Source organism: Pseudomonas sp. TMW22090 (genome assembly GCF_022496665.1).
GTDB lineage: Bacteria > Pseudomonadota > Gammaproteobacteria > Pseudomonadales > Pseudomonadaceae > Aquipseudomonas > Aquipseudomonas gregormendelii.
Window position 1 is genome coordinate 563,555 of the sequence record NZ_SCFH01000004.1, and the last position, 21,031, is coordinate 584,585.

At 60.5% G+C, this 21,031-nt stretch carries 19 protein-coding genes and 1 rRNA gene; 7 read left to right on the top strand and 13 right to left on the bottom strand.

The window, feature by feature from the left end:
* Positions 1-150 precede the first annotated feature (150 nt).
* From EQV97_RS15065 to EQV97_RS15075, 3 genes are all read left to right on the top strand, one after another.
* Positions 151-951, top strand: coding sequence for a glucose 1-dehydrogenase (locus EQV97_RS15065; protein ID WP_240889178.1), 801 nt, complete (start codon positions 151-153; stop codon positions 949-951).
* The gene (locus tag EQV97_RS15070; protein WP_240889179.1) at positions 944-2,770 is read left to right on the top strand and encodes a glycoside hydrolase family 15 protein; all 1,827 of its coding nucleotides are present in this window, start codon (positions 944-946) and stop codon (positions 2,768-2,770) included. The genes EQV97_RS15065 and EQV97_RS15070 overlap by 8 nt, the downstream gene beginning before the upstream one ends.
* Positions 2,771-2,848: 78 nt before the next feature.
* Complete coding sequence (locus EQV97_RS15075; RefSeq protein WP_225570885.1) at positions 2,849-3,748, top strand: alpha/beta hydrolase; 900 nt, start codon at positions 2,849-2,851, stop codon at positions 3,746-3,748.
* Here EQV97_RS15075 and EQV97_RS15080 read toward each other — a convergent pair.
* A complete protein-coding gene (locus EQV97_RS15080) occupies positions 3,717-4,700 on the bottom strand; it encodes a GlxA family transcriptional regulator (protein WP_122838665.1) in 984 nt (327 codons plus the stop codon). The genes EQV97_RS15075 and EQV97_RS15080 overlap by 32 nt on opposite strands.
* 88 nt (positions 4,701-4,788) lie before the next feature.
* Between EQV97_RS15080 and inhA the strand changes: the two genes are divergently transcribed.
* Positions 4,789-5,466 (top strand): isonitrile hydratase, encoded by a 678-nt coding sequence (gene inhA / locus EQV97_RS15085; protein ID WP_201148115.1) that lies wholly within the window; start codon positions 4,789-4,791, stop codon positions 5,464-5,466.
* A 473-nt stretch (positions 5,467-5,939) separates the two neighbouring features.
* Here the strand turns inward: inhA and EQV97_RS15090 are convergent, their stop codons facing one another.
* Complete coding sequence (locus tag EQV97_RS15090; protein WP_122838663.1) at positions 5,940-6,428, bottom strand: SRPBCC family protein; 489 nt, start codon at positions 6,426-6,428, stop codon at positions 5,940-5,942.
* 204 nt (positions 6,429-6,632) lie between these two features.
* Here EQV97_RS15090 and EQV97_RS15095 point away from each other — a divergent pair, with 204 nt between their 5' ends.
* Positions 6,633-7,034, top strand: a complete 402-nt coding sequence (locus tag EQV97_RS15095; RefSeq protein ID WP_240889180.1) for a lysozyme inhibitor LprI family protein — start codon at positions 6,633-6,635, stop codon at positions 7,032-7,034.
* Between the two features lie 141 nt (positions 7,035-7,175).
* Here the strand turns inward: EQV97_RS15095 and EQV97_RS15100 are convergent, their stop codons facing one another.
* The 3 genes from EQV97_RS15100 to EQV97_RS15110 form a co-directional block, all read right to left on the bottom strand.
* A complete protein-coding gene (locus tag EQV97_RS15100) occupies positions 7,176-8,201 on the bottom strand; it encodes a histone deacetylase family protein (protein WP_122838661.1) in 1,026 nt (341 codons plus the stop codon).
* A 149-nt stretch (positions 8,202-8,350) separates the two neighbouring features.
* A complete protein-coding gene (locus EQV97_RS15105; RefSeq protein WP_122838660.1) occupies positions 8,351-9,580 on the bottom strand; it encodes a Zn-dependent hydrolase in 1,230 nt (409 codons plus the stop codon).
* Positions 9,581-9,603: 23 nt separating this feature from the next.
* A complete protein-coding gene (locus tag EQV97_RS15110) occupies positions 9,604-10,914 on the bottom strand; it encodes an MFS transporter (protein ID WP_122838659.1) in 1,311 nt (436 codons plus the stop codon).
* Positions 10,915-11,076: 162 nt separating this feature from the next.
* Here EQV97_RS15110 and EQV97_RS15115 point away from each other — a divergent pair, with 162 nt between their 5' ends.
* Positions 11,077-12,009: a LysR family transcriptional regulator gene (locus EQV97_RS15115; RefSeq protein WP_225570882.1), complete on the top strand. Its 933-nt coding sequence runs from the start codon at positions 11,077-11,079 to the stop codon at positions 12,007-12,009.
* Here the strand turns inward: EQV97_RS15115 and EQV97_RS15120 are convergent.
* From EQV97_RS15120 to EQV97_RS15145, 6 genes are all read right to left on the bottom strand, one after another.
* Positions 12,006-12,617 (bottom strand): RraA family protein, encoded by a 612-nt coding sequence (locus tag EQV97_RS15120; protein ID WP_122838657.1) that lies wholly within the window; start codon positions 12,615-12,617, stop codon positions 12,006-12,008. The two genes, EQV97_RS15115 and EQV97_RS15120, sit on opposite strands and share 4 nt — an antisense overlap.
* Positions 12,610-13,002 (bottom strand): RidA family protein, encoded by a 393-nt coding sequence (locus tag EQV97_RS15125; protein WP_122838656.1) that lies wholly within the window; start codon positions 13,000-13,002, stop codon positions 12,610-12,612. Before EQV97_RS15125 ends, EQV97_RS15120 begins: the two co-directional genes overlap by 8 nt.
* An 18-nt stretch (positions 13,003-13,020) precedes the next feature.
* On the bottom strand, positions 13,021-14,397 hold the full coding sequence (locus EQV97_RS15130; RefSeq protein WP_122838655.1) for an MFS transporter: 1,377 nt from the start codon (positions 14,395-14,397) through the stop codon (positions 13,021-13,023).
* A gap of 119 nt (positions 14,398-14,516) precedes the next feature.
* Positions 14,517-15,458, bottom strand: a complete 942-nt coding sequence (locus EQV97_RS15135; RefSeq protein ID WP_225570881.1) for a glyoxylate/hydroxypyruvate reductase A — start codon at positions 15,456-15,458, stop codon at positions 14,517-14,519.
* Positions 15,455-16,210: a class II aldolase/adducin family protein gene (locus EQV97_RS15140; RefSeq protein WP_122838654.1), complete on the bottom strand. Its 756-nt coding sequence runs from the start codon at positions 16,208-16,210 to the stop codon at positions 15,455-15,457. The genes EQV97_RS15135 and EQV97_RS15140 overlap by 4 nt, the downstream gene beginning before the upstream one ends.
* Positions 16,207-17,508, bottom strand: a complete 1,302-nt coding sequence (locus tag EQV97_RS15145; RefSeq protein ID WP_122838653.1) for an MFS transporter — start codon at positions 17,506-17,508, stop codon at positions 16,207-16,209. The genes EQV97_RS15140 and EQV97_RS15145 overlap by 4 nt, the downstream gene beginning before the upstream one ends.
* A 157-nt stretch (positions 17,509-17,665) precedes the next feature.
* Between EQV97_RS15145 and EQV97_RS15150 the strand changes: the two genes are divergently transcribed.
* Positions 17,666-18,625 carry a LysR family transcriptional regulator gene (locus tag EQV97_RS15150; RefSeq protein WP_122838652.1) on the top strand — a complete coding sequence of 320 codons (960 nt, stop codon included), beginning with the start codon at positions 17,666-17,668 and terminating at the stop codon, positions 18,623-18,625.
* Between the two features lie 12 nt (positions 18,626-18,637).
* Here the strand turns inward: EQV97_RS15150 and mrdA are convergent, their stop codons facing one another.
* A complete protein-coding gene (gene mrdA / locus EQV97_RS15155) occupies positions 18,638-20,530 on the bottom strand; it encodes a penicillin-binding protein 2 (protein WP_240889181.1) in 1,893 nt (630 codons plus the stop codon).
* A gap of 162 nt (positions 20,531-20,692) precedes the next feature.
* A 5S ribosomal RNA gene (rrf, locus tag EQV97_RS15160) occupies positions 20,693-20,808 on the bottom strand.
* Between the last annotated feature and the right edge of the window lie 223 nt (positions 20,809-21,031).

Below are 21,031 nucleotides of genomic sequence, written 5' to 3' on the forward strand. Positions count from 1 at the left end.
TCGCGGCCCGAGCCTCCGGCAGCTCCTACAGGGGCTCGCATTCCAACGCAGGCTCGGGCCGCGATCGGACGATCTTTGATCTTGCTGGTGAACTCTTGAAGTCCGAAACCAGTCAGCTGATAAGGCCCTCAACTCAAGGCGCTAACCCTTATGCTGATTTCCCTGGACCAACAGGTCGCCCTCATCACCGGCGCCAGCTCCGGTATCGGTGCCGGCGCCGCCAAGGCCCTGGCCGCTGCCGGTGCTGCCGTGGTGCTCAACTACAACTCACAGGCCGCCCCGGCTGAAGAACTCGCCCGGCAGATCAAGGAGCAAGGCGGTCGCGCCATCGCCATCGGCGCAGACGTTGCCAAGGAGGAAGACGTCGAACGACTGTTCGCGCAAACCCTCGAAGCCTTCGGCTCGCTGGATATCCTGGTGGCCAATTCGGGCCTGCAGAAAGACGCCCCGGCAGTCGACATGAGCCTCGCGGACTGGAACCAGGTGATCGGCGTGAACCTTACCGGCCAGTTCCTGTGTGCCCGCGCTGCCCTGCGGGTTTTCAATCAACAGGGCATTCGCGAAGGCGTGTCCCGGGCCGCCGGAAAAATCATTCACATGAGTTCGGTGCACCAGCGCATTCCCTGGGCCGGCCATGTCAATTACGCCGCCTCCAAAGGTGGCGTCGACATGCTGATGCAGAGCCTCGCCCAGGAAGTCAGCCACCAGCGCATTCGCATCAACGGCATCGCCCCGGGCGCGATTCGTACCGCTATCAACCAGACAGCTACTGAGGGCGCCGCTGCACAGGAACTGCTCAAACTTATTCCCTATGGCCGCATCGGTGACGTCGAGGACATTGCCAATGCCGTGGTCTTTCTCGCCTCCGATGCCTCTGACTACATCGTCGGCACCACCCTGTTCATCGACGGCGGTATGAGTCTCTATCCGGAGTTTCGCGGCAATGGCTGATCATCATCCCGAACGACAAAGCGCTATCGACGCCCATGGCATCATCGGCGACATGCGCAGCGCTGCACTGGTCAATGATCGAGGCAGCGTGGACTTTTTCTGCTGGCCCGAATTCGACAGCCCGTCGATCTTCTGCTCGCTGCTGGACACCCCCGACGCCGGGATTTTCCAGCTGGCGCCGGACTTGCCGGATGCGCGTCGGGAGCAGATTTACCTGCCGGACACTAATGTCCTGCAAACCCGCTGGTTGAGCGACCACGCGGTGGTCGAAGTCACTGACCTGTTGCCGATCGGCGACAGCGAGGACGACCTGCCGGTGTTGATGCGCCGGGTTCGCGTTGTCAGCGGTCGGGCGACCTTTCATATGCGCTGCGCTGTGCGACACGATTACGCCCGCGCCAGCACTCGCGCGCAGATGGCTGATCAGGACGTGGTGTTCGAGGCGACCGACCAGCCTGCCCTGCGCCTGTCCTCCGATCAGGTGATGCGCATCGACGCGGACGCAGCCGTAGCGCAATTCAGCCTGGAACAGGACCAGAGCGCGCAATTCATGCTCGGCGGCGTGGATGACCCGCGCTTTGATCAGGGCGCGGCGGACATGTGCATGGAGCGCACCCTGAAATTCTGGCGCGACTGGAGCGGCCAGTCCAATTACCGAGGCCGCTGGCGGGAGATGGTCAATCGTTCGGCCCTGGCGCTGAAGCTGCTGACTTCACGCAAGCATGGCGCCATCCTTGCGGCCGCCACCTTCGGCCTGCCGGAAACACCTGGCGGGGAGCGCAACTGGGACTATCGCTACACCTGGATCCGCGACGCTTCGTTCACTGTCTATGCGTTCATGCGCCTGGGTTTCGTCGAAGAGGCCAATGCGTACATGGGCTGGCTCCGTGGACGGGTCAGCGATTGCCGCGGCAAGTCGATGAAGCTGAACATCCTCTACGCCGTCGATGGCCGTCAGGAACTGCCGGAATCCGAACTGTCCCACCTGGCCGGCCATGGTGGTGCAACGCCAGTGCGCATCGGCAATCAGGCTTACGACCAGGTGCAACTCGACATCTTCGGCGAGCTGATGGACGCGGTGTACCTGGTGAACAAGTACGGCGACGCGATCTCTCACGAGGGCTGGAGGCACGCGGTTGAGGTGGTCGATCAGGTCTGTGAAAACTGGCAGCACAAGGACGTCGGCATTTGGGAGATGCGTGGCGAACAGCATCACTTCCTGCACTCTCGACTGATGTGCTGGGTGGCGCTGGACCGGGCCATTCGCCTGGCGTCCAAGCGCTCGCTGCCCGCGCCTTTTGCGCGCTGGGATGAGACCCGACAGGCCATTTACGCGGACATCTGGAATAATTTCTGGAATGAAGAGCGCGGTCATTTTGTCCAGCATATCGGCGGCACGGCCCTGGATGGTTCGATGTTGTTGATGCCGCTGGTGCGCTTTGTCAGTGCCAAGGACCCCCGCTGGCTATCCACCCTGCAGGCCATCGAGAAGACCCTGGTGCGTGACGGCATGGTCTACCGCTATCGTAACGAGGATGCAGGAATTGACGGTCTGGAAGGCACTGAAGGTGCATTCGCAGCGTGCTCGTTCTGGTACGTCGAATGCCTGGCCCGGGCAGGCCAGGTGGAGAAAGCGCATCTGGAGTTCGAGCAGCTGCTCAGGTATGCCAATCCGCTGGGTTTGTATGCCGAAGAGTTCGACACCCGAGGGCGGCACCTGGGCAACACACCGCAGGCCCTGACCCATTTGGCGTTGATCAGTGCGGCGAGTTTTCTCGATCGCAAGTTGAGTGGCGAAAAAAATTATTGGCAGCCATGATGAAGGCCTAAACCTTAACAGTTCACTCGCACGCAGGAGCCGCCGCAGGCTCCTACAGAGGCTCGCGGAGATTGCTGCATGACTGGCCATCCCATCCAGTTCATCCGAACATCAATGCTCACAATCGCCTATGAAGAACACGGCCCGGCCAATGGTGAGCAGGTGATTCTGCTGCACGGGTTTCCCTATTCCCCGCGCGCGTTCGACTCGGTAGCACCCGTGCTCGGTGCACAAGGCTATCGAGTTATCGTGCCGTATCTGCGCGGCTACGGTCCGACCCGTTTCAACAGCCCGGGTACCCCACGCTCCGGGCAGCAGGCAGCCCTCGCCCAGGATCTGCTGGAGCTGATGGACACCCTCGGGATTGAGCAGGCAGCGCTTTGCGGCTACGACTGGGGCGGACGCGCGGCGTGCATCGTGGCGGCACTGTGGCCGCAGCGGGTTCGTTGCCTGGTCACTGGCGATGGGTACAACCTCCAGGACATTCCCAACTCGGTTAAGCCGCTGGATCCGCAAACCGAACATCGGCTCTGGTATCAGTACTACTTCCATAGCCCGCGTGGAGTCGAGGGCTTGACCCGAAATCGGCATGCACTGTGCGAGTTGCTCTGGCGCCTGTGGTCACCGACCTGGGACGAGGGCCCCGCGTTGTACGCGCGCAGTGCAACGGCCCTTGATAACCCGGACTTTGTCGAGGTGGTGATTCACTCCTACCGGCACCGATTCAAGTATGTCGATGGCGATCCGGCGTTGGAATGGATGGAGCAGGCGCTGACTCGCCAGCCGCCGATCAGTGTGCCCACTATCTCCCTGTGCGGCGCAGACGATGGCGTCGGACCTGCAACGGCAAACGATGAAGATCGGGACTTTTTCACCGGTGACTACGAGCGGCGTATTCTGGCCGGGGTCGGTCACGACATTCCCGAAGAAGCCCCCCAAGCCACCCTCAAGGCACTACTGGATCTGCTGCAGCGCTGATGCAAAAGCGTTCCCGATAGGCTTGCGGAGTCACCCCCATCGCCCTCAGGAAACTGCGCCTGAGGGTCTCTTCGCTACCGAACCCGCATTGCATCGCCACGCGCTTGATCGGCACACCGGTGTCGCTGAGCAACCTGCGCGCCGTTTCCACTCGAATCGACTCAATCGCCCGGGCGGGGGTCTGGCCGGTGTCGGCGCGGTAGTGGCGCACGAAACTGCGTTCGCTCATGCCCGCCTGGGCGGCGAGTGTTGGAATCCCCAGGTCCAGGGGAAGATTTTCGCTGATCCAGGCATGAAGTTCGTCAAACCGATTACCTTTTTTTTGCAACGACAGGGTCACGCTGAACTGCGACTGGCCACCGGGACGCTTGAGAAACACCACCAGTTGGCGGGCCACTTCCATGGCCATCTCGCGACCGAGGTCCTGTTCCACCATGGCCAGCGCCAGGTCGATGCCGGCAGTGACGCCGGCCGAGGTCCACACCGGGCCATCGTTGATGAAGATCGGGTCGGGTTCCACCCGCAGCTGCGGATGCTGCCGGGCCAACTGCTCGCACCGGGTCCAGTGAGTGACCACCCGCCGGCCATCGAGCCAGCCGCTGGCGGCCAGCAGAAAAGCCCCGGTGCACACCGAGGACACGCGCCGGCAAAGGGTTGCGTGGCTGCGCACCCAACTCACCAGTGCCGGGTCCTGAGCCGCTTCATACACGCCCCAGCCGCCGGCGATGATCAAGGTGTCGCTGGCCGTCTGCGGCAGCGGTTCAGCCAGCATTGCCAACCCGGCAGAGGACATGACCGCCCCGCCACCGCTGGCGATCACCGTCGGTGCGTAGGGTGCCGGCAGGCCTTGCTGGCGGACGATGTCATTGGCCGAGGCAAACACTTGCAGCGGCCCGGTGACATCGAGCAACTGCACCTTGGCGAACGCGAGCACATGAATGACTTTAGGCATGTTGGCGTAATTCGTGGGTTGATTGGCGTATGCGCCACATCCTAGAGAGCTAGAGTGAAGTCGTCCACCCACTTCATGAGAAATCACCATGGCGTTGCAGATAGGTTTTCTGTTGTTCCCCCAGGTCCAGCAATTGGACCTGACCGGGCCTTATGACGTGCTGGCGTCCCTGCCGGACGTGCAGGTGCATCTGGTCTGGAAGGACCTGGGGCCAGTGACAGCAAGCACCGGGCTGGTCTTGCAACCGACTACGACGTTCGAGGACTGTCCGGCTCTGGATGTGATCTGCATCCCCGGCGGCAGTGGCGTCGGCCCATTGATGGAGGATGAGGTGACGTTGGCGTTCATCAAGGCCCAGGCGGCCAGTGCACGGTATGTGACGTCAGTGTGCACCGGCGCCCTGGTACTCGGCGCGGCGGGCCTGCTCAAGGGCAAGCGCGCCACCACTCACTGGGCGTATCACGAATTGCTCAAGCTTCTGGGGGCGATTGCGGTTCAGGACCGTGTGGTGCGCGACGGCAATCTGCTGACCGGTGGCGGGATCACGGCGGGTATCGATTTTGCCCTGACGCTGGCTGCGGAGCTGTTCGATGAGGGCACTGCGCAGTTGGTGCAGTTGCAACTGGAGTACGCTCCCGCGCCGCCCTTTGCTTCGGGGAGCCCGGACACTGCGCCGGCCGCAGTGCTGGAAGACGCCCGGCGCCGCGCAGCGCCATCGCTTGAGCAGCGAACACGGATTACCGAGCGGGCCGCAGCCAGGCTGTAACCTCTTACTGTAGGAGCGAGCTTGCTCGCGAAAAATGAATGAACGCCGCGGGGTATCAGGGTTCCCGCGTTATCGTTCACGCCCATCGTCGGGACGCCGCCCGTAGCGTGCTCCTACAGAGATCGGAGAGGCGCCTCTCGTCGTAACGGCGGTTTTGTACAGACGAAAAAAAACCCGCCGAAGCGGGTTTTCCCAAGACCATGTCGACTCCCTGTCGATAGCGTTCCGTGCTGATGGTCGATCGTCCCTGATCCCGAGGCACTTCCTGTGCCTCGGTTGATGGGGTCAGAATACGCATCGGATCCAAAATGTAACAGACGATATCAGTACCATAGCGTGTAGGACATTCGCTATAGCTACTAGCGGGGAACCCTTGGCGCTCCCCTCGCTGAAAGCTGCAAGCCTGGGACGCGGGGGTTCTGCAACACTCAGCTGGGCGCGGCGCTTCAACCATGGGCAGAACCTGCGGGCATTTACTCTTGCTGGGGCTCCGGTGCCTTGTGGCTGATTTTGAGGAACTCCTCGATATTGTTCATCTGCTCATCCCAGCCCCGGCTGTCCATGCGGAATGCCTTGAGACGGCGCTCCTGGGGGATATGATCGAAGCCGGACTCGGTGACCTTGAGCAACGTGCCGCCATCCATATCTTCCAGCTCGAACAACACCAGGGTGGTCGGCTCCTGGGAATAATCGATGTGCCGCTCCACGGCGTAGGGATGCCAGCGAAACGAGAACACCCGCTCCGGCTCAACCCGCTCCACGAGTACGTTCCACAGCAGGTGCTCATAACCGGGGTAAGTGATCTGCCCCTGGGTCCACTCACCGGCGACAAATCGCTTGCCCTCCAGTGCCACGCCAAACCACTGGCCGAAGGCTTCGGCATGGGCGATTACGCGCCAGACCTGCGAACGCGGGGTCCTGAGCAGGATTTTCCTTTGGATACGATCTGATGCTGGGTTCATATGTCACCTCCTGTAATGAACAGTAGGCCTGTAAGACCACAAGACCAACCCTAAAGTTGTACCAAGCGCATACTGTAATCAACCCATGGCGCTCATTCGGCTGGGAAATGACTGCAGCGCAGCGGCTTTTACGCGACTGGTAACTGACCTCGCCGGGGTTCGCTACACTGCCCTTCTCTTTAAGATGTCATAGCGAGAACTCCCATGTACCCACGCTTTCTCCTGGCGCTGACGCCCCTGCTGTTTACCCACCTGGCCCTGGCCGCAGATTGCGATAACGCCACCGACCAGGCGACGATGAACCAGTGCGCCACCCAGCAGAACAAGGCTGCGGACAAGGAACTGAATGCGCTTTACCAGCAGATTACCGGGCGGCTGAAGAGCGATCCGGACCGCAAGAAGCTGTTGATCGGCGCGCAACGCTCGTGGATTGCGTTCCGGGATGCGGAGTGCAAGTTTTCAGCATCGGGGGTGGAAGGTGGGAGCGTTTACCCATTGATCTACGGTAATTGCATTACAGAGCTGACCCGCGCACGGGTGGAGACTTTCAAGAATTATTTGAAATGCCAGGAGGGCGATATGGGGTGTCCTGTGCCTGGACAGTAAATAACGGGGGGTGCTCCAGGGCCTCACCGCGGGCAAGCCTTGCTCCCACAGGTTCAGCGTTGTCCACAAGTAAGTGGTCCACCTTGGTCACTGTGGGAGCGGGGCTTACCCGCGACCGCGATCGGACAGCCCCCATCTCACTCAGAGCCGCCACACCTGGGCATTCACAAAAAACGCCCGGGCATTGTCTTCCAGACTCTCCAGGTGATACCCACCCTCCTGCACAATCAGGCACGGCAACCCAAGGCTACGAATCCGTTCGCCCAGCACCGCAAACCCTTCACGGGTCACCGCCACTTTGCTCTGGGGGTCCAGTTCGAAAATATCGAATCCCAGGGACAGCACCAGCACCTCGGCGCCAAAGTCCTTGACCGCCGTCAACGCGACTTCAAGCTGTGCCAGAAATTCCGCCTCGCTCGCACCATGGGCCATCGGCAAGTTGAGGTTAAACCCCTCGCCTGCCCCGACACCGCGCTCATCGCCGAAGCCGGCAACCCCTGGGTAGAAATTGGTCGGATCGCCATGCACCGAGACGTACAGCACGTCATCGCGGTCGTAGAAAATCTCCTGAATGCCCTGACCGTGGTGCATGTCAGTGTCGAGCACCGCGACCTTCTTGAACCTGGCGCGTAAAACCTGCGCCGCCACCGCGGCATTGTTCACATAACAAAATCCGCCAGCCGCCTCGGCCCGGGCATGATGACCCGGTGGACGACACAGCGCGTAAGCCGCCGGCTCGCCGTCAAGCAACGCTTGAGCACCGGCCACCGCGCTTTGCGCCGACCAATAAGCCGAACGCCAGGTCTGTTCGCCCACCGGGCAACTGCCGTCCGCCAGATAGCGGGCGGCTTGAGCGAGAATCCCGCGCAAGGCGTTGGGCTCGCGCACGAATATGTTCGACATCACCTCATCGCCCCAATCCTCGGGGATCTCCTTCCAGCGCTGGTGCGCTTCTTGCAGAAACCGCAGGTACGAAGCGCCGTGGACCGCCAGCAATGGCGCCAGCCCCGCATCGACGGGCTGCTCGACTTTGAAGCCGAGGGAATGAGAAGCCTGCACCAATCGCTGCAAACGCTCCGGCACTTCCTGCGGCGTGCGCATCTGCCCGCGGGAGTAGTAACTGCGTGGATGGTGGAGCAATTGTTCGGGGTGGAAAAAACTGCGCATGGATCAAATACCTGTCAGTTAACGTAGATCTTGAAGCTGAGTGTGTCTCTGTAGGAGCAAGCTTGCTCGCGATGAGGCCAGCACATTCGACATCAATGGCGACTGATCCACCGCTACCGCGAGCAAGCCCGCACCCACAGGGACTGTGTTTATTCAGCTTTTTCGGCGCGGGCCAGCACGGCGTTGAGCAACACATCAGTGCCCTGTCGCACATCCTCGGGCAGCACGTCTTCGGCTTCGTTGTGGCTCAACCCGCCAACGCACGGGATAAACACCATCGCCGTCGGGCAGAACCGCGCCAGGTGAATTGCATCATGCCCGGCGCCGCTGACAATCGACTGCTGAGCGTAGCCCAGCGCGTCCACGGCGTGCTGCACGGCTGCCACGCACTCGGCATCGAACGGCGTCGCCGGGCTGATCCAGTGCGGGGTGATCGTGAGGTTCAAGCCACGGCCGTCGGCAATCGCCTGCAGTCGTGTACGGACCTGTTGCTCCATAGCCTCGATGGCTTCATCACGGTGATGCCGCAGGTCGACGGTGAAATTCACCAGGCCTGGAATGGTGTTGCGCGAGGATTTGTTAATGCTCAACTCGCCCACGGTGGTCAGGCCTTCAGGGGCGAAATCGGTGGCCAAACCTTCAATGGCCTGGATCATCCGCGCCACCCCATACAAGGCGTCCTTGCGCAGCGGCATCGGCGTAGTGCCGGCGTGGGCGGCCATACCTTCGACCCGCACGTCGAGCCAGCGAATCGCCTGGCCGCCGCTGACCACGCCGATACTTTTGGCGTTGTCTTCGAGGATCGGGCCCTGTTCGATGTGCGCTTCAAAGTACGCATCCACCGCGCCGCCCAGCGGGCGTTCGCCGGCATAACCGGTGCGTTGCAGCGCGTCGGCGACGCTGATGCCATCGACGTCCCGCACCGCCAGCGCCGCGTCCAGCGACATGATGCCGGTGAACACCGCCGAACCGAACATCGCCGGGGTGAAGCGTGCGCCTTCTTCGTTGGTCCAGACCGCCACTTCCAGTGGTTTGCGGGTCTGGATGCCGAGGTCGTTGAGGCAACGCACCACTTCCAGCCCCGCGAGTACGCCGTAGACGCCATCGAAGCGCCCGCCTTCAGGCTGGGTGTCGAGGTGGCTGCCCATCATCACCGGTGCGGCATCGGGGTCGGTGCCGGCGCGGCGGGCGAACAGGTTGCCGATGGCGTCCACGCTCAGGGTCATGCCGGCTTCGCGGCACCAGTGGGCAAATAGTTCGCGACCTGCCTTGTCCTCATCGCTCAAGGCCAGACGGCAGCTGCCACCACGGGCGGTGGCGCCGATTTCGGCCATTGCCATCAGGCTCGCCCACAGGCGTTCGCCATTAATTTTCAACATGAGTCACTCCTGGAAATCATTGATTAAGCGCTGGCCATTTCAATGCGTTCAGCACTGGCATGGCGGCGGGCAAGGGACAAGACACAGATGAGAGAAGTCGCGGCGATCAGGCTATAGAACACCGCCATCGGCCACCATTGGCCGGCAAACTTGTGCGCCAGCATCGTGCCGATCAGCGGCGTCAGGCCACCGGCCAGCGCACCGCATACCTGATAGGCCAACGAGATCGCGGTGTAGCGCACGCGGGTCTCGAACATGCCGCTGACATAACCGGCGATCACCGCGTAGAACGAAGCCATGCACACCACTGCCAGGGCGATGCCAAGGATGATCAGCGGCGCCTGGGCCGAGCTGACCAATACGAACATCGGATAGGGCGAGGCGATCGCCAACAAGGACACCAGGCACAGGAAACGTGTCGCCCCCATCTTCTCCGCGACCCACGCGGCCAGTGGTTGGATGCAGAACTGAATGATCGCCACCACAAACAGACACTCAAGAATCAGTGAACGCGGCAGTTCGAGTTGCTGGGTGGTATAGGCAATCATGAAGGTGTTGGTGAAATACACCCCGGCGATCCCCAGGGTGTTGGCGCCGATGCACAGCAGCAATGGACGCCACGCGGTGCGCAGGACTTCCATGACCGGCGCCTGCTCTTTGCGCGTGCTCTTGCTGGCCAGTTCACGGCTGGCGAGAAATTCCGGCGATTCATTCACCCCCAGCCGGATCGCCAGGCCCACCAGCAGCAGCAACGAACTGGCGAGGAACGGCAGGCGCCAGCCCCAGCTCATCAGGTCCTCTTCCGGCAAACGGGTGACCGCGCTGAACGCCAGCAGCGACAGGATCAAACCAGCCGGGCTGCCCAGCTGCGCAAAGGAAGCGAAGAAGTTGCGTCGACCTTTCGGCGCATGCTCGCCGGCCATCAATACTGCCCCGCCCCACTCGCCACCGACGGCGATGCCCTGGACGATGCGCAGCACAATCAGCATCACTGGCGCCACCGCGCCGATTTGTGCGTAGGTCGGCAGCAAACCGATGCACACCGTGACTACGCCCATCATCAATAACGTGATGATCAGCGACTTCTTGCGGCCGATCCGGTCACCGATATGGCCGAAGATGATCCCGCCCAACGGCCGCGCAAAGAAACCGACGGCGAAGGTGCCGAACGCGGCCATGGTGCTGAACAGTTTGTCGTCGGAGGGGAAAAACAGCGCGCCGAACACCAGGGCGGCGGCGGTCGCGTAGATATAAAAGTCGTACCACTCGATCATGGTGCCGATGAAGGCTGCGGCTGCCGCACGGCGCGGCTGAGCAGAAGCTTGAGGCTTCATGGGTCGGGCTCCTTTGGTTATTTTTTTGGCAGGAGTGAAAAAGCAAAATCAAGGCACTCTGGCGGCGCCTGTCTGGGAATGATTTATCGTCCCGGGGCTATAATTAGTCAATTTTCTATTTATTATGCAGACTATTACGACAGCTTATAATCGAGAGCCGCCATGGCCGAACGTGATGTACATCGCCTGCTCAATGACCGTCTGGATTGGAACCTTCTGCGCACGTTTCGGGTAATCGGTCAGGAGCTGAGCATCAGCCGCGCTGCCGCCCGCCTGCACCTGACGCAACCGGCGGTGAGCCAGGCGCTCAAGCGTCTGGAGGAGCAACTGGGTCGCCAATTGATCGCCCGTCGCGGTCCGCGTTTTGCCCTGACCGAAGTCGGCGAACAGATCTTCGACCTGGCCGGAGAGATCTACGGGCAGATGTCCCAGGTCAGCAGTGTGCTGGAGCAACCGGCCGACGAAGTGATCGGCAAGGTTCGATTGCTAATCATCAGCCGGATCTTCTCGGAGCGCTTCGACGACTTCCTCGCGGACTTTCATCGCCAGCATCCGCGCGTAGACCTTGAAGTGGATGTGATGCGCAGCTCCGACATCGTCAGTGCCTTGCAGGAAAAAACCGCGACCCTCGGCCTGAGCCTCAATCGCCGCCCCCAACCGCGCCTGGAGCAACGGCTGTTCCTGCGTCAGCGCTATGCGTTTTTCTGCGGCAAACACCATGCGATGTTCGGGCGGCAGAACGTGGTCGAAGGGGATTTGCAGCGGGAGAACTTCGTCAGTTTCACCAGCGACCAGATCGGCGGCATGCTTTCGCCGCTGACGATCTTCCGCGATCAGCAGGGTTTCAGCGGACGCATCGTCGCGTCGTCACCGAGCCTGGAAGAAGTCCGGCGGCTGGTGATCGCCGGATTTGGTATCGGCTGTTTGCCCGAGCACGTGGTGGCGGCGGACGTGAAAGCCGGATCGCTCTGGCGCCTGCCGCCACACGAAGGGATTGCCGATGTGGACATTCATTTGCTGTGGAACCGCGAGCAACGCATGAGCCGGGCCGAGACGATCTTCATAGATAGCCTGCAACGCAGCCTCACGACCTAGACCCGCAACACCTGCGCCACCGGCTCACCCGCACGCAATCGCTCAAGCAAACGCGGCTCGGCACGATCGGACGCCAAGGCCTGTTCGATGACACCGGCCGCGGTTTGCCAGTCCAGAAACAGCACGCCGTTGTCGTCCGCAAGCACCAGCACCCCCGGATGCACAGTGACGCCGGCGCAGTGTATTGGCTGATTGATTTCGCTGTCACCACGACCGTGCAGTTTGGTGGTCAGCACACTGGTGCCGCGAGCGAAGACCGGCAGCCCGGCTTCACGCAGTTCCAGGAGATCGGTGACCGCGCCGTCCACCACGATGCCCACCGCCCCCGCACAGAGCGCAGCACAACTGGTCACCGCACCGACCGGGGCGTGTTGCCAATCGCCGTCGGTGTCGATCACCAGCACGTCGCCCGGTTGTATCAGCGCCAGGGCCTGGTTGACGGCAATGGCATCGGCGCCCACCAGCTTCAGCGTCAACGCCCGGCCGACCAGTTTCACATTGGGCACCATGGCCCGCAGTTGCGAGTCCGCGAAGCCCTCCTCCAGGAAATGCCCGAGGGTCGCAAAGCTCACCGCCTTGAACTGCTCGATCAGTTTTGATTCATCCATGTTGCGACTCCTTTGCGATCAACTGGGCCACACAATCGATCTCCAGCGAGACGCCCCAGAGCGCCACACACACCGTAGTGCGAGCCGGTGGCGCGTGGCCAAGAAACTCGCGATAGACCGCATTGAACGGTTCGAGTTGCGCCGGATCGGTCAGGTAGGCGTTGACCTTGATCACGTGGCTGAAATCGGACCCCGCTTCAATCAGGATCGCCTCCAGATTGCGCAAGGTTTGCCGCACTTGTTCGGTAAAATCCTCGGGTTGGTCATCAAGCCCGTTCTGGGCCGGAATCTGTCCGGCGGTGAATACCAGGTGGCCGCTGACCACTGCTTGAGAGTAAGGGCCGACCGGGCCGATGAAGCCCGGGGCCGACTGGATTCTGCGCATAAGGTTGAACTCCATGGATCAGGCGGCTGCCGATTTGAAGGGTTTGCGAACGGGCTGATCGTCGTCGGTCACCGCCTTCGGTATTTCGCTGATGTCGCGCTTGAAGGTTTCGGTCAGCAGCAACAGCGCTACCAGCGAAATGAGCGCCGCTCCGATCATGTACCAGGCGACGGACGAGCCTTTGCCGGTGGCCGCCAGCAACGCCGTCGTGACGATAGGTGTCGCCGCACTGCCGAGCAGGCCGGACAACATGTAGCTGATCGACAGCCCCGAATAGCGCACCCGGGTGCCGAACAACTCGGCCAGAAAGGTCGCGATCGGCCCATAGTTGGCGGCGAATGCGGTCATCAACAGCAAGTAGCCGAAGATCACCCAGGGCAGCTCCCTGGTGTCCATCAACCAGAACATCGGGAACGCGACCAACGCCTCAGCGACAATACCGGCGACGATAATCGGCTTGCGTCCGAAACGGTCCGACAACGCACCGAACACCGGCAACATGACGATGCACCAGGCGCAGGAGAGCAGCACGACGCCGAGCATCACGCTGCGGCTGAAGCCAAGATTCTGGGTGCCGTAGGTGAGGCCGAACGCAACGATGATGTTGAACGATGCACCGGTCGACATGGTGGCGATCCCGCCCAGCACCACTTGTTTCCAGTACTTGCGAAAGACCTCCGCCAGCGGCATTTTCACCTGCACCTCGGCTTCCTTGACCTTGTTGAAGGCCGGGGTTTCAGCGATGTTCAAGCGGATGTACAACCCGACGGCAATCAGCAGTACGCTGGCCAGGAACGGGATACGCCAGCCCCAGGCCAACAGGTCTTCGGGGGACATCAACGCCGCGATCAACAGGAAGGCCAGGTTGGCAATCATGGTCCCGGCCGGAACGCCGATCTGCACCCATGAGCCGTACAAGCCACGTTTGTTGGCGGGGGCATGTTCCACCGCCATCAACACCGCCCCACCCCACTCGCCGCCGAGCGCCAGGCCCTGGATGACCCTCAGCAATAGCAACAGGATCGGCGCCCAGATTCCGATGGCCGCATAGTTCGGTAATAACCCGATGGCGAAAGTCGCAGCCCCCATGGTCAACAGCGAAACCAACAGCATCGATTTGCGTCCCAAACGATCACCGAAGTGCCCGAACAGGGCCGCACCGACAATCCGCGCCAGATACGCCGAAGCAAACGTACCGAAAGCCAGTAAGGTGCCGATCAACGGATCGAAGTCCGGAAAAAATACTTTGTTGAACACCAGCGCCGACGCCGTGGCGAATACAAACAGGTCGTACCATTCCACCGTGGTGCCGATGACACTGGCAACGGCCACCTTCTTCATATTTGCAACTTGCGCAGGTGCGCCGGGCTTTTCTGCGGACGATAGATCGCTCATCACTGTCTCCAGGAATTCATCAAGAACTCGTTTATTTAATTGTTTTACTGGCAGTAAATAGTTTGAGAGTGCGAGATTGTTGTTATAGGTCGCCTGATTTAATGGGCGAGTTTTTGAGATCAATAACCCAGTAACCGGTCGGCGCTATTCAATAACGGTTCACCGGCATTCAGTCGTCGCAAGTTCTCCGCTACTTGTTCGGCAATACAGTCGTGGGAGGCCGCCGAGGCCATGTGTGGGGTGATCGTCACGCCGGGCATTGTCCAGAGACGGTCATCGACCGGCAGCGGTTCCTGTTCGAAAACATCCAATAATGCACCGCGCAACTTTCCTCGTTGCAGGGCCAGTTCGAGGTCGTCGATATTGAGATGCCCGCCTCGTCCACAATTGACAATGGCAGCGCCGTTGGCGAGGTGTTCAAACGTTGCCCCACCCAGGATGCCCCGTGTTTCGCGGGTCAGGGGCAACAGATTGATCAGCAGTTCCAGACCGTTCAGAAACGAATTCAGGTGCGGCGCACCGGCGAAGGTCTGGACACCAATGATTGTCTTGCTGCTGCGCGCCCAGCCACGCACGTCGTAACCGGCGGCAGCGAGGTCGAGGGCAATGGCACTGCCCAACGAACCTAGCCCCATGACCCCAACCTTGAACTGCCCCGCCGCTCGTTGCACCGGGCGCTCCCAGTGCTGCTCCTGTTGCTGTCTGAGTACCTGATCGAAGCGCCGGTGGTAGTGAATCACCGCCCAGCGCACGTACTCGGTCATGCCTTGCCGGTGGCCGGGATCGACGACCCGGCACACCGGCAAATCCGGGCACGTCGGGTCGTGGTCCAGGTGATCGATGCCCGCTGCGACCGAGTGGATGACTTGCAGGTTCGGCAATGCGACGAGGCTGCCCGGTGGCGGAAACCAGCACGCGGCAATCTGCGCATTGACGGCTTGTGGATCGTCGGCCAGTACGGTGGTGAGTTGCGGTGCACTGCGGGCAAATGCGGCTTGCAGTTGCTTGAGCAGCAGGGAGTCGCGGGAGAGCAAAACCACGGTGTTGATGACTGTTTTCAAGATAAGTAGGACTCGCGCTGGGATTCGATCAGGGTTAAAGCGGCCTCCCAGGCCAAGTCGATGATGTTGTCCTGATCATCGCGGTCAAACTGTTCGGCGGTGTGCGCGCAGACTTCCGGGGACGGGTAATGCAATGCCGAACCACCGGCCAGCGCCGCGACCTGCGCCTGACAGGCACGTTCCAGAAAGTGAATCTCCTGGAACGCCTGGGCCACTCCGGAACCACCGACCAGCAAACCGTGATTGCGCAAAATCATCGCCCGGTGCGGCCCGAGGTCGGCAATCAGACGCTCGCGCTCATGCAGCGACAACGCGATGCCTTCATAGGTGTGATACGCCAACTTGCCGTAGAACTTCAGCGCATGCTGACTGATTGGCAGCAGGCCATGCTTTTGCGCCGCAACGGCCATGCCTGCGGCGGTGTGTGTGTGAATCACACAGTTCAGATCCGGGCGGGCCATGTGGATCGCCGAATGGATGACGAACCCGGCAGGGTTGACTCGGTGACCTTGGTAAGCCGGATCGACGACCCGTCCGTCCTTATCGATGCGCACCAGATCCGAAGCGCGCATACGGTCGAAAATCACGCCATAGCGGTTGATCAGGAAATGATGCTCAGGACCGGGAATCCGCAGGGTGATGTGGGTGTCGATCAGGTCAGTCATGCGAAAGTGCGCGACCAGGCGATACAGCGCCGCCAGTTCGCAACGGGCCTGCCATTCAACCGGGCCGATGTGTTCAGGTTTACTCACGAATACACCTCTTTAGCAGCGTGGGTGACGACCGGGTTGGCGCGCAGGCGAGCCAGGCCGCAAACACCTATCAAGGACAGGGCCGAGAGCAAGGTGAAGAACACCGCCAACGGCAACCATTGTCCGGAAAACTTGCTTGCCAGCAGCGTGCCTATCAGCGGCGTGGTACCGCCTGCCAACGCGCAGCTGAGTTGGTACGCGATGGAAATGCCCGAGTAGCGCAGATGCACCGGGAATGCCTGAGTCATGTAGCCGGCGATCACCGCATACAGCGCCGAAAGAATCACCACCGCCAGGGCGATGCCGACTGTCATCAGCACGATGTTTTGTGTGCCCACCAACATGAACATCGGGTACGGCGTGACCATGCACATCAGCGCGACAAGTTTGAGGAAGCGCCCTTCGCCGATGCGCTCGGCGAGCAGTGCGGAAAGAGGTTGCGAGGCCAACTGGATGACGGTCACCAGGAACAGGCAATCAAGAATCGTCGAGCGCGCGATGCCCTGGTACTGGGTGACATAAGTGATCATGAACGTGTTGGTGAAAAAGAACCCGGCCGAGCCGATGGTCACGGCCGCGGCGGCGAACAGGATCTGCCGCCAGCAGGTGCGGATCACATCCTTCACCGGGTATTGGGCGGTCTCGTTGTTGTCCCGCGCCTTGGCGAATTCCGGCGACTCGTCGACACCGGAGCGGATCATCAGGCCAACCATCATCAGCACACCGCTGGCGAGAAACGGCAGGCGCCAGCCCCAGGCGAGGAAGTCTTCCGGTTCCAGGGACGTGACCAGACGAAAGGCGATCAACGCCAGCAGTAGACCGGCCGGACTGCCGAGTTGGGCGAAAGATGCGTAGAAAGTCTTGCGCTTGGCCGGCGCGTGTTCGCTGGCCATCAGCACCGCCCCGCCCCACTCGCCACCGACCGAAATCCCCTGGATCAAACGCAGGACAATCAGACTGATCGGCGCCCAGATACCGACGCTTGCATAGCTGGGCAACATCCCGATCCCGGCGGTCGCCAAGCCCATTAGCGCCATGGTCACCAGCAGCATTTTCTTGCGCCCCAGGCGATCGCCCAAGTGACCGAACACCATGCCGGCCATGGGACGGGCGATGAAGCCGACCGCGAAACTGCCAAAGGCTGCCAGCGTACTCATCACCGGGTCGCTGCTGGGAAAAAACACTTGCCCGAGCACCAGCGCCGCCGCCGTGGCGTAGATGTAGAAGTCGTAGAACTCGATGGTCGTGCCAATAAAGGCTGCCGCCGCCGCTCGACGCGGTTGAGGGGTAGTGTGCATGCAAGGACCCTGTGTATTTATAGTTTTGGGCAGGTGCTGAAGGCTGTTTTACGGTTGCACTCTGTGGCGCTTGTTGGCTTTATCGCTTTCATGCCAGGATTAGTCAATTTTCAAATTCTTATCTTTACTATTAGCCCTGCTACTACATGGAGTTTTTATGCCCTCCACTTCCAACCCGTGGGTCGGTCGCCGCTTCCTCAATGACCGCCTCGACTGGAACCTGTTACGCACTTACCTGGTGATCGGTCAGGAAGGCAGCATGAGCCGGGCCGCTGCGCGCTTGCACATCACGCAGTCGGCGGTGAGCCAGGCGCTTAAACGGCTGGAGGAACAGTTGGAGTGCGTGTTGATTGCCCGCAGCGGGCGACGATTTGACCTGACGGAAACCGGGGAAGAAGTCCTGCGTATTGCAGCGGATATCTACGGGGATATTTCGCGACTGGGCACGGTGGTGGAGAGCCGTCACGACGATGTCGTGGGCAAGATTCGTATCCTCACGGTCAGCGGTGTGCAAGCGCGCCACTACGATGAGTTCCTTGCCGATTTCCACGAAACTCACCCGAAGATCGAGTTGGAAGTCGAGGTGATGGGCAGCTCGAACATTATCAGTTCGCTGCTGCAAAAGACCGCGACCATCGGTGTTGGGCTGTGTCGGCTACCGCAACCAAGGCTGGAGCAGCGGGTGCTGTTTCGCGAGCGTTATGCGTATTTCTGCGGACAGCGGCATCGGTTGTTCGGGCAGGAAAACTTGACCCTGGAAGAGCTCGCGGCAGAGAATTTTGTCAGTTTCACCAGCGACCAGCTCGGCGGTAATCTTTCCCCTTTGACGCTGTTTCGCGACCAACAGGGCTTTACCGGGAAGATCGTTGCATCATCGACGAGCTTTGAAGAGATTTACCGCTTGATCTGCGCCGGGTATGGAATCGGTTGTTTGCCAACGCATCTAGTGCGCCGTGATGTCGAGCAGGGTCTGCTGTGGCGATTGCCGCCCGAGGATGGGGTGGTGGATTTCGATATTCAGCTGTTGTGGAACCGCGAACAGAAGATGAGTCAGGCCGAAACGGTCTTCCTCGAAAGCTTCCAGCACATGCTCAGCATTCGTGAGCCTGTGCTGTGAAGCCTTGAACGCTTAAACGTGAGGGTCGCCCGGTGCTTTGCTCGGCGTGGCGTATTGCGGCTTGAGATGGCCGTCCTGATCGAGTAACCAGGCGTCCATGATCTGCCGCACCACCGGGCCGGCAACGCGACCACCGGCCTCCCCGTTTTCAATCATCACCGAGATGACAATCTTCGGATGCTCGGCCGGGGCGAAGCCGACGAACAAGGCATTGTCGCGGTTGCGCTCCAGGGTTTTCGCCCGGTTGTAGCGCTCGCCTTGCTTGATCGCGACAACTTGCGCGGTACCACTCTTGCCGGCAATGCGGTACTGAGCGCCCTGCGCGGCCGCTCGGGCAATCCCTCGAGCGTCGTGCATGACCATCTGCATGCCGTGGTTGACCTGCTCCCAGTCCCGGGGATCCTTGAGCAGGATATTCGGCATCGGGTGTTCGTCTACCGGGGCGACACCGTCTACGGTTCTGGCCAGATGTGGTCGGTTCCACACGCCTTTGTTGGCGATCAAGGCGGTGGCCTGAGCCAGTTGCAGTGGCGTGACCTGCATATAGCCCTGGCCGATGCCGAGGATCACTGTCTCGCCCGGGAACCAGGGCTGGCGACGCGTAGCGCGCTTCCACGCCTGGGAGGGCATCAGGCCGGCAGACTCTTCGAACATGTCCAGCGAGACCTTTTCGCCAAGCCCGAACATGGCCATGTAGTCGTGCAGGCGATCAATGCCCAGCTTGTGGGCCAGGTCGTAGAAATACGTATCGTTGGAACGCATGATCGCTGCGTCCATATCGACCCAGCCATCACCGCTGTGATTCCAGTTGCGGTACTTGTGATCGAAGTCCGGGAGCTGATAGTAGCCGGGGTCGAAGACGCGGGTCTGGGGAGTGACTACACCGGCATCTAGGCCTGCGATGGCCACTTCAGGCTTGATGGTCGAGCCGGGGGCGTAGAGACCGCGTAGCACGCGGTTGAACAGCGGCCGGTCGATAGAGTCGTGCAGCGCGGCATATTCCTTGAAGCTGATGCCGGTGACAAACAGGTTGGGATCGAAGCTGGGCTTGCTGACCATCGCCAGCACTTCGCCGGTTGCCGGATCAAGTGCTACCACGGAGCCGCGGCGGTCTCCCAATGCTTGCTCGGCAGCTTCCTGCAGTTTGACGTCAAGGCTGAGCACGATGTTTTTGCCGGGGATCGGATCGGTGTGCTTGAGCACTCGCAACACCCTGCCCTGGGCATTGGTTTCGACTTCTTCATAGCCTACGTGACCGTGCAGCTGCGACTCGTAGAATTTCTCGATGCCGGTTTTACCGATCGACTGGGCGCCACGGTATTCAACCGTATCGAGCACCTTGGACTCTTTCTCGTTGATTCGTCCTACGTAGCCGATGGAATGCGCGAAATGGGCGCCCATCGGGTAATGGCGAACAAACTGTGGTTCCACATCGATGCCCGGCAAGCGGAACTCGTTAACTGCAAGCACCGCGATCTGCTCTTCGGTGAGCTCATAGAACAACGTGACCGGGACGAACGGGTGCCGCACCTGCTTCATCGCCTTGTCGAACAGCGCGCGATCCTCGACTGGAAGGTGCAGGAGGCTGACAACCTGATCCAGCTCGTCCTTGACGTCTGTGGCGCGTTCACGGGTGATGGTCAGGTTGAAGCTGGGACGGTTGTCCGCAAGCACCACGCCGTTGCGGTCGTAGATCAAGCCACGGGGCGGGGTGATCGGGAGGACATGGACGCGGTTGTTTTCCGAGATCGTCGAGTGGTAGTCGAATTCGAGTACTTGCAGCACGTACAGGCGCACAACCAGTGCGCAGGAGATCGCCGCAACGAACAAGGCGCAGGCCATGAGTCTCCTGTTGACCAGGCGCGTCTCTTTTTCGTGGTCTTTGATCGGTATCGGTTGGGGCATTTCTGCAGGAGCTCTATGGATATGAAAAGAAGTGCCGGTCCATAGGCGTTGCTAGCAGTTCCTTGAAAAACGAGGTGCACCTTACCAAAAAGTGCCGACGATTTCTCGCGGACAAAAACAAAACCCCTACCTGCATACGCAGATAGGGGTTTTGGAATTTAATCTTGACGATGACCTACTCTCACATGGGGAAACCCCACACTACCATCGGCGATGCATCGTTTCACTGCTGAGTTCGGGATGGGATCAGGTGGTTCCAATGCTCTATGGTCGTCAAGAAATTCGGGTACCGAATCGTGGCCAGCTGGCCGCGCTTCAGCAAATTGGGTATGTGACAGCTTTCGGTGTTTTGTGAGCATCGAACTTTCGGTTCATTTCGTCTTCACACACCGCAATCTGATGCTTCTACTTGTTTCCAAGTCAGGAGTAGTCAAATTGCTTGGGTGTTATATGGTCAAGCCTCACGGGCAATTAGTATTGGTTAGCTCAACGCCTCACAGC